We start from the raw sequence: 8,068 nt of genomic DNA, 5'->3' as shown, positions 1-8,068 counted from the left end.
GGCCATGACGGTCGGCGGGGTTACTGGAGCTGCCGGCTGGACCGCGGCAGCGGCAACCTCGGCGACCGGCTCTTCGGCAGGCTCGGCGAACGAGCCGTCCAGGTTCAGATCGAAATCATCTTCCGAAACGGCCTCGGAATTCGAGAACTCGTCCCTCGCATCCACGGCATGAGCGGGCACTTCGTGTGCTTCCGCCGCATCAAAGGCCACCGGCTGGTCCGCCCGAACGTCAAAATTCATGTCGACATCCGCCATGGCGGCGTCGAAATGCCCCTCGAAATCCTGGTCGGCGATCGCCTGGGCTTCATTCGCGGCGGCCACCGGCTCCGGATCGTTGACCGCGGCCGCAGCCGCCTGGCGCTGATCCGTCGAATAGTCGTCAAGCATCAGCTCATCTTCGAGGGAAACCGCGACCGCATCGTCGAATTCATGCGCGGCGGCCGGCTCGACAGCCATCGGCATTTCGGCAACGCCATGCTGGGTCTCGACGGGTTCGTCCTCGATCTTGGCTGCGTGGTCCTCGATGTGGAAGTCCTGATCGAGCGACGCGGCAAGCTCGTCCTCCATCGGCAGGTCATCCTCAAAGGGCGAAACGTCTTCGAGCGAACTAGCGATGGCATTGTCGAAATCGGCGTCGAAGCCAGATTCGACGGACGGCACGGCTTCGGCAGCATCGGGGTGGGCATGGCTGGAGACGAGTCCCTGCTCGTCGGCACCCGTGAGGTCCAGATGGAAATCGTCGTCGAGCGACAGCGCAAGATCGTCGTCGGCCGCGTGAGTGGCGGCCGTTTCGAATGTCGGCTCGTGAGCCTCGACAACCGCAGCGGCGACGCTGTCGCCAGCGTCGAACTCGCCCATCAATTCCTTTTCGAGGTCGATGTCGAAATCGTCCTCGTGCACGGGCTGACTGGCGGCAGCGGCCTGCGGCTCGACCCGCGCCTGCTGCTTGACCGGCTGGCGTGGGTCGAATCCCATGATCCTGGTCAGTTCCGCGAACGGATCATCGTCAGCGATGTCGTTGTTGTCGGCTACTCTCAGCTGGGTTCTGTCTGCCATTATTGTTCCCGAACTCGCACTCATTCGGACGCCATGGACGTCGCGCAGGGTTGGCCCTTACCAGCGCAATGTGGGCAAAAGGTGACAGGTTTTTTAGTCAAACCTAACGCATTTCGGTGGGCGCAGCGGCTCCGATCAACGTCAGGCCGGACGTCAGAACGTCCGAAACAGCCTGCACCAGCCCTAGTCTGGCATGCGTCAATTGTCGGTCGTTAACCTTAACAAAACGTAAGTCCGGATTATCCGTACCCCGGTTCCAGTGTCCGTGGAAACTGGAAGCCAGATCATAGAGGTAAAATGCCAGCCTATGCGGCTCCAACGCAAGTGCGGCGGATTCGATCAGGCGCGGATATTCGGCGAGCTTGCGGATCAGGCCGATCTCGCCCTCGTCGGTCAGCATAGCCGCGGCGGCAGCCAGGCTTTGGCGATCGAAATTGGCTTCGCCCAGCTGCTCGCTTGCCTGCCGGAACACCGAATGGCAGCGCGCCGAGGCGTACTGCACGTAAAACACCGGATTGTCCTTGGACTGTTCGGTGACCTTGGCGAAATCGAAATCGAGCGGCGCATCGCTCTTGCGGTACAGCATCATGAAACGGATGGCGTCGCGGCCAACCTCCTCAACGACTTCCCGCAGCGTGACAAAGTCGCCCGACCGCTTCGACATGCGTATGGGCTCGCCGTCGCGATACAACTTGACCAGATTGCACAACAGGACAGTGAGCTTCACCTCGTCGCCGGCGATCGCCCTCGCCAGCGCTTCCAGCCGTTTGACGTAACCGCCATGGTCGGCGCCGAGCACGTAGATCAGGTCGACGAAGCCGCGATCGACCTTGTCCTTCAGATACGCGACGTCGGCGGCGAAATAGGTGAACGCGCCATCGGACTTCACCAGCGCCCGGTCCATGTCGTCGCCGACCGCGGTCGAGCGGAACAGCGTCTGCTCGCGGTCTTCCCAGTCGTCCGGCTTCTCACCCTTGGGCGGCGGCAGCTTACCCTTGTAGATATGGCCCTTCAGCGTCAGGTCGTTGATCGCCGAGCGGATCTTCCTGGCATTGTCGGCGTGCAGCGTGCGCTCGGAGAAGAACACGTCGTGATGCACGTTGAGCAGCGCCAGATCCTCTCGGATCATCGCCATCATGGCGTCGATCGCGCGGTCCTTGACGATGGCCAGCGCCTCATCATCCGGCATTTGGAGCAGGCCGCGGCCGAACTCTTTCGCCAGTGCCTGGCCGAGAGGAACCAGATAATCGCCTGGATAAAGGCCCGTCGGAATCTCGCCAATGTCGTCGCCCAGCGCCTCCCGATACCGCAGTATGACCGAGCGGCCGAGCACGTCGATCTGTCCGCCGGCATCGTTGATGACGTATTCCTTGGTCACGTCGTAGCCGGCAAACGCCATCAGATTGGCGAGCGCATCACCGACAACCGCGCCCCGGCAATGGCCGACATGCATCGGCCCCGTCGGGTTGGCCGAGACATATTCGACATTGGTTTTTCGGCCGGCGCCGATCGTCGAGCGGCCATATTTGCGCCCCTCGCCCAGAAGCGCCGACAGATGCGCCTGCCAGAAGCCGTCCTTGAGCCGGAGATTGACGAAGCCAGGGCCTGCAACCTCGGCGGCGGCGACATCCTTGTCATCGCGCAACGCCAGCGCCAGCCTTTCAGCCAGCGCGCGCGGGTTCTGGCCGGTGGGTTTGGCCAGCACCATCGCCGCGTTGGTCGCGAGGTCACCATGGCTTGCGTCGCGCGGCGGTTCGACGGCAATCCGCGACAGGTCGGGCGAAACGCCGTCCTTGTCTTTCAGATCAAGCGCTTCGACAGCCTTTGTGACTCGCGCGGTGAAATCGGCGAAGATGTTCATGGGTACTGCTCTGGCGGTTTAGGCGAATCCGGCTTGTCAGCCGGCAAAATCGCGCTCGCCCTAGCTCAAATCCGGGGTGCGGTCAAACAACCGCCTGTGTTCCTTGAGCGCATAGGTGTCGGTCATCCCTGCCAGGAAATCAGCGACGCTGCGCGCCTTGATGCGATCCTCGGCCCGGTCCAGCCCCTCGCGCCAACCGTCCGGCATGGCGCGCGGATCGGCGAAATAGACGTCGAACAGGTCCCTGACGATCTGTTCGGCGCTGGCGCGCACCCGCATCACCTCTTCGTGCCGGTAGAGGTGCTTGTAGAGAAAGGCCTTCAGTTCCTTCTCGGCCGCGGCCATCTCGGCGGAAAAGGTCACCATCGTTTCGCCCGCCGCCCTGACCGCATCGTCGCTTTGCGGTCCGGCGCGTTCCAGATTTGCGGTCGCGGCAACGATGACATCCTCGACCATGGCGGTGATCTGCCGCCGCATCAGTTCGTGACCGGTGCGCACGTCGTCGAGCCTGGGATAGCGTTGGCGCACGCCCTCCAGGATCTTTCCCGGCAGCGAGACGGTTTTCAGCATGTCGAGCGTCAGCAGCCCTGCCCGCAACCCGTCGTCAATGTCATGCGTGTTGTAGGCGATGTCGTCGGCGATCGCGGCACACTGCGCCTCGATGCCGGCGAACCGGTCCAGTTCGAGATCCTGCAGCTGCGAATAGTCGCGGATCGCCTGCGGCACCGGCCCTTTCAAGCCCTTGCCGCTGCTGTCCGTCAACGGGCCATTGTGCTTGACTAGGCCCTCCAGCGTCTCCCAGGTCAGGTTCAGCCCGTCGAATTCGGCGTAGCGCGCCTCCAGCCGCGTCACGATGCGCAGCGACTGCGCATTGTGGTCGAAGCCGCCCCAGGCCGCCATCTTGTCGTTCAGCGCGTCCTCGCCTGTATGGCCGAAGGGGGTGTGGCCGAAATCATGCACCAGCGCCACCGCTTCGGCGAGATCCTCGTCGCCACGCAGCGCCCGCGCCAGCGCACGCGCGATCTGTGCCACTTCGATCGAATGGGTCAGCCTGGTGCGATAATGGTCGCCTTCATGCGCGATGAAGACCTGCGTCTTGTGCTTGAGCCGTCGGAACGCCGTCGAGTGGATGATGCGGTCGCGGTCGCGCTGGAACGGCGTGCGGGTCGGGCTCTCGACCTCGTCGAACAGCCGCCCGCGCGAGCGCGCCGGATCTGTGGCGTAGGCCGCGCGCGGCCGATAGCCGAACCCGATGTCGCCCAACTCATTGGTCATGGCTGATGCTGCCGCAGTTGACTTGGCCCTTTGCGCTTCATACCTATCATGTGAAACCGAAAGCAAGGTGACGCCCATGGGCGCGGATGCCAAGACCGCCATGAAAGTCGACATGACCGAGGCCGCCGCCAGGCGGATCGCCAAGATTGTCTCTGGCGAGGCCGGCAAAACGGCGCTGCGCGTGTCCGTCGAAGGCGGCGGCTGCTCTGGATTCTCCTACAAATTCGATCTGGTCGACACCCGCAACGAGGACGATGTCGCTATCGAGAAAGACGGCGCCACGGTGCTGATCGACGATTTGTCGCTGGTCTATATGGGCGGCTCGGTGATCGACTTCGTCGATGATCTGATGGGCCAGTCCTTCCAGATCCGCAATCCGAACGCCGTCGCCTCCTGCGGCTGCGGCACGAGCTTCTCCGTCTAACCGCATGCCTGCCATCGGCGCGGTCCGTCAGGTCGCGCTGTCGGCCGGACGCGATCTTGATTCGACGCTGGCCTTCTGGCGCGATGTGCTCGGCATGGGCGTTCATGCCCGCTACGATCCGCCGGGCATCGCCTTCATCATCGCCGGCAATGTGAGGCTGCTGTTCACCGACGGCGTTCCGGCCGGCATAGTCTATCTCGACATGGCGGGCCTCGAAGCCTTCCACGCCGAGACGAAAGCCGCCGGCGTCCCCTTTACCGCACCACCGGCGCTTGTGCATCGTGATACCGAAGGCACCTTCGGACCACCGGGGGAAAGCGAGTGGATGGCCTTCCTAAAGGACCCCGCGGGCAATACGATCGGCCTGGTCGAACGCCACCCGTCGCAGGAAGAGTAAGACCGTCATGAAAATCGTCACCTGGAACATCAACGGCGTTCGCGCCCGCATCGGCAACCTGACCCATTGGCTGACCGAGAGCGCGCCCGACATCGTCTGCCTGCAGGAGATCAAGACGATCGACGAGCAGTTCCCGCGCGCCGAGATCGAGTCGCTGGGCTACAATGTCGAGACCCATGGCCAGAAGGGCTTCAACGGCGTGGCGCTGCTGTCGAAGCTGCGCTTTGACGAAGTTATCCGGGGACTGCCCGGCGACGACGCCGACGAGCAGGCGCGTTTTATCGAAGGTGTGTTCTCGACCGACAAGGGCGCGCTGCGGGTCGCCTCTCTCTATCTCCCGAACGGCAATCCGATCGATGACGACAAAAAATTCCCCTACAAGCTCTCATGGATGACGCGGCTGGAGCGTTGGGCCGAAGAGCGGCTGAAGCTGGAAGAGGCGCTGGTGCTGGCCGGCGACTACAACGTCATTCCCGAGCCGATCGACGCGCGTTTTCCGGAGAACTGGCTGGGCGACGCGCTGTTTCAGCCGCAGACGCGGCAGGCCTTCCGCCGGCTGCTCAACCTCGGTTTCACCGAAGCGGTGCGCGCGGTCACCGATGCACCCGACACCTACACCTTCTGGGATTATCAGGCCGGCGCCTGGCAGAAGAACAACGGCATCCGCATCGACCACCTGCTGCTGTCGCCGGAAGCCGCCAATCGCTTCTCGTCGGCCTCGATCGAAAAGCATGTACGCGCCTGGGAAAAACCGTCCGATCACGTCCCGGTGGCGATCGATCTCACGCTTCAGCCGGCCTGACCGGGCCCTTCTGCCCGCGAATCGCCCGACCTTGTATCGCCACAAATCGGGCGCTTGATGGAAGATCATCATGGCGGCTGGGGTTCCCATGACCATTCGATTCGTTGCTTGTCCGATCGGCTTGGCATTTGCCACGGCCGCCATGGTGCCGGCTTTTGCCGCGCCCGAATGTCTCGCCAATGGAAAGTCCTACCCGGTCGGTCAGGTCGCCTGCCTGACGGTTGCCGACCAGAGCCATCTGGCGCGCTGCGAGATGGTGCTCAACAACACATCCTGGACGAAAATCGGCGGCAGCTGCCCCGGAAACATGATGGCGCCGCACCTGCACGTCACGCCGATCTCGACGCCCGCGCCCAGCATGGTGCCGACGGAGCCAACCGAGAACTGATTTCTCTGACTGGCTGATCTCCCCGTGGGGAGAGCGGCAGACGACCTTACTGGTCTGCGTTGGTGGTGCCCTTGGTCAGGATGTCATCAGCCAGCGAAATCGCCGTGCGCCGGTCGGCCTCGCCGGCGGCGGCAAAAGCCTCTTCCTGCATGCCACGGATCCAGGGCTGGTCGGCCGGCGACGCGCGCTCGAGCGCGGCGGTCATCATCGCAAGGCCGCGAACGATCTTGCCGCTCTGGAACAAGAGATGGCCAAGCGTCGCCTGCGCGCCGGCATGGCCCTTTTCGGCGGCGAGTTGGAACCAGCGCCCGGCCTGCTTGACGCTGGCCTTCACGCCGCCCTCGCCCTTCAGGAACATCTGGCCCATCTCGAACTGGGCGTTCGGGTTGCGGTAGTTGGCGGCGGCGCGCATGTAATATTCCTGTGCCGCCACCTCGTTCTCGGTTACCGGGCTGCCGGGAATGCCCTTGCGCAGATAGTCGCCGAGCGCCACCAGCGCGTCGGAGACGTAGCTTTCCTCAGGCGAGCCGGGCTCGACATCCTGGTCGACGATCTCGGAAAAGAACTTGAACGCCTCGTAGTCGTCGCGCTCCACGCCGTCGCCCTCTGCATACATGCGGGCAAGCTTCCAGGTGGCGCCGATCTGGCCGTTTTCGGCGGCGTATTTATAGGCTTCGGCGGCCTGTTCCTTGTGGCCGTTCTTGTAGGCGGAGAAGCCGAACTGGAACACCGCCCAAGGGCTGGACTGCGGCTTCACGCCCGTCTTGTCGTCGAACACCTTGTCGTCAAAAGCCAAAGCCTGGCCAACGGCGCCAAAGATCGCAGCAGCGACCAGTGCCGGAAGGACAGATGACCTCAACAACTCAGATATCCGCATAGCAGTGTGTTTCTTTCGCACCGCCAGGATGGGTGACCGCGCCATCCCTGGCAGACCCGACCGTCTGTGCGTATTTCCATATCGCGCCCGACTGATAGTCGGTCGTGCGCGCCTTCCATGTCTTGGCCCGCGCCGTCAGCTCGGCTTCCGACAGCGCCACCTCGATCGTGCCGTTCACGGCGTCGATCGAAATCACGTCACCATCCCGGATGAGGCCGATCGGGCCACCCACCGCCGCCTCCGGCCCTACATGGCCGATGCAGAAGCCGCGTGTCGCGCCCGAGAAGCGGCCGTCGGTGATCAGCGCCACCTTGCCGCCCATGCCCTGGCCGTAGAGCGCTGCCGTGGTCGACAGCATCTCGCGCATGCCCGGACCGCCGCGCGGCCCTTCGTAGCGAATGACCAGAACCTCGCCTTCCCTGTAGTTGCGATGCGTCACCGCCTCGAAACATTCCTCTTCCGAATCGAAGCAGCGCGCCGGGCCGGAGAATTTCAACTCCGCCATGCCCGCGACCTTCACGATCGCGCCCTCGGGGGCCAGATTTCCCTTCAAGCCCACGACACCGCCGGTTTGGGTAATTGGTCTGTTGGCCGGGCGGACCACATCCTGATGTTCATTCCAGGCAACGTGCTCCATGTTTTCGGCCAAAGTGCGGCCAGTGACCGTCAGGCAATCGCCATGCAGATAGCCGTGATCGAGCAGCGTCTTCATTAGGAGCGGAATCCCGCCGGCTTCGAACATGTCCTTGGCGACATATTTGCCGCCAGGCTTGAGATCGGCGATGTAAGGCGTCTTCTCGAAAATCCTCGCGACGTCGAAGAGATCGAATTTGATGCCCGCCTCATGCGCGATCGCCGGCAGATGCAGCGCTGCATTGGTCGAGCCGCCGGTGGCGGAAACCACGGTCGCCGCATTCTCCAGCGCCTTCAGCGTGACGATGTCGCGCGGACGGATGTTTTTCGCGATCAGCTCCATGATCTTTTCGCC

8 protein-coding genes and 1 pseudogene are annotated in these 8,068 nt (G+C 63.3%); 4 read left to right on the top strand and 5 right to left on the bottom strand.

Features of this window, described 5'->3' with window-relative positions; genetic code table 11:
- From C1D09_RS10765 to C1D09_RS10755, 3 genes and pseudogenes are all read right to left on the bottom strand, one after another.
- Nucleotides 1-1,056 (bottom strand): annotated as a pseudogene (locus tag C1D09_RS10765) (SPOR domain-containing protein); the annotation flags it as partial.
- 103 nt (nucleotides 1,057-1,159) lie between these two features.
- Nucleotides 1,160-2,917, bottom strand: a complete 1,758-nt coding sequence (gene argS, locus C1D09_RS10760; RefSeq protein ID WP_143974243.1) for an arginine--tRNA ligase — start codon at nucleotides 2,915-2,917, stop codon at nucleotides 1,160-1,162.
- 60 nt (nucleotides 2,918-2,977) lie between these two features.
- The gene (locus tag C1D09_RS10755; RefSeq protein ID WP_143974242.1) at nucleotides 2,978-4,192 is read right to left on the bottom strand and encodes a deoxyguanosinetriphosphate triphosphohydrolase; all 1,215 of its coding nucleotides are present in this window, start codon (nucleotides 4,190-4,192) and stop codon (nucleotides 2,978-2,980) included.
- Nucleotides 4,193-4,268: 76 nt separating this feature from the next.
- Between C1D09_RS10755 and erpA the strand changes: the two genes are divergently transcribed.
- The 4 genes from erpA (at nucleotide 4,269) to C1D09_RS10735 (ending at nucleotide 6,203) form a co-directional block, all read left to right on the top strand.
- Nucleotides 4,269-4,616 (top strand): iron-sulfur cluster insertion protein ErpA, encoded by a 348-nt coding sequence (erpA, locus tag C1D09_RS10750; protein ID WP_143974241.1) that lies wholly within the window; start codon nucleotides 4,269-4,271, stop codon nucleotides 4,614-4,616.
- Nucleotides 4,617-4,620: 4 nt separating this feature from the next.
- Nucleotides 4,621-5,013 carry a VOC family protein gene (locus C1D09_RS10745; protein ID WP_143974240.1) on the top strand — a complete coding sequence of 131 codons (393 nt, stop codon included), beginning with the start codon at nucleotides 4,621-4,623 and terminating at the stop codon, nucleotides 5,011-5,013.
- Between the two features lie 7 nt (nucleotides 5,014-5,020).
- Nucleotides 5,021-5,815: an exodeoxyribonuclease III gene (xth, locus tag C1D09_RS10740; RefSeq protein ID WP_143974239.1), complete on the top strand. Its 795-nt coding sequence runs from the start codon at nucleotides 5,021-5,023 to the stop codon at nucleotides 5,813-5,815.
- A gap of 70 nt (nucleotides 5,816-5,885) precedes the next feature.
- Nucleotides 5,886-6,203 carry a hypothetical protein gene (locus tag C1D09_RS10735; RefSeq protein WP_167514566.1) on the top strand — a complete coding sequence of 106 codons (318 nt, stop codon included), beginning with the start codon at nucleotides 5,886-5,888 and terminating at the stop codon, nucleotides 6,201-6,203.
- A 46-nt stretch (nucleotides 6,204-6,249) separates the two neighbouring features.
- Here the strand turns inward: C1D09_RS10735 and C1D09_RS10730 are convergent, their stop codons facing one another.
- Both C1D09_RS10730 and C1D09_RS10725 read right to left on the bottom strand, forming a co-directional pair.
- Nucleotides 6,250-7,080, bottom strand: coding sequence for a tetratricopeptide repeat protein (locus C1D09_RS10730; RefSeq protein ID WP_143974237.1), 831 nt, complete (start codon nucleotides 7,078-7,080; stop codon nucleotides 6,250-6,252).
- Nucleotides 7,067-8,068 (bottom strand): dihydroxy-acid dehydratase domain-containing protein (locus C1D09_RS10725; protein WP_208760370.1); only part of this gene is annotated, 1,002 nt, incomplete at its 5' end. The genes C1D09_RS10730 and C1D09_RS10725, both read right to left, overlap by 14 nt.

This window comes from Mesorhizobium intechi, assembly GCF_002879535.1.
Taxonomy (GTDB): domain Bacteria; phylum Pseudomonadota; class Alphaproteobacteria; order Rhizobiales; family Rhizobiaceae; genus Mesorhizobium; species Mesorhizobium intechi.
This window is presented reverse-complemented; position numbering and strand designations above follow the sequence as displayed.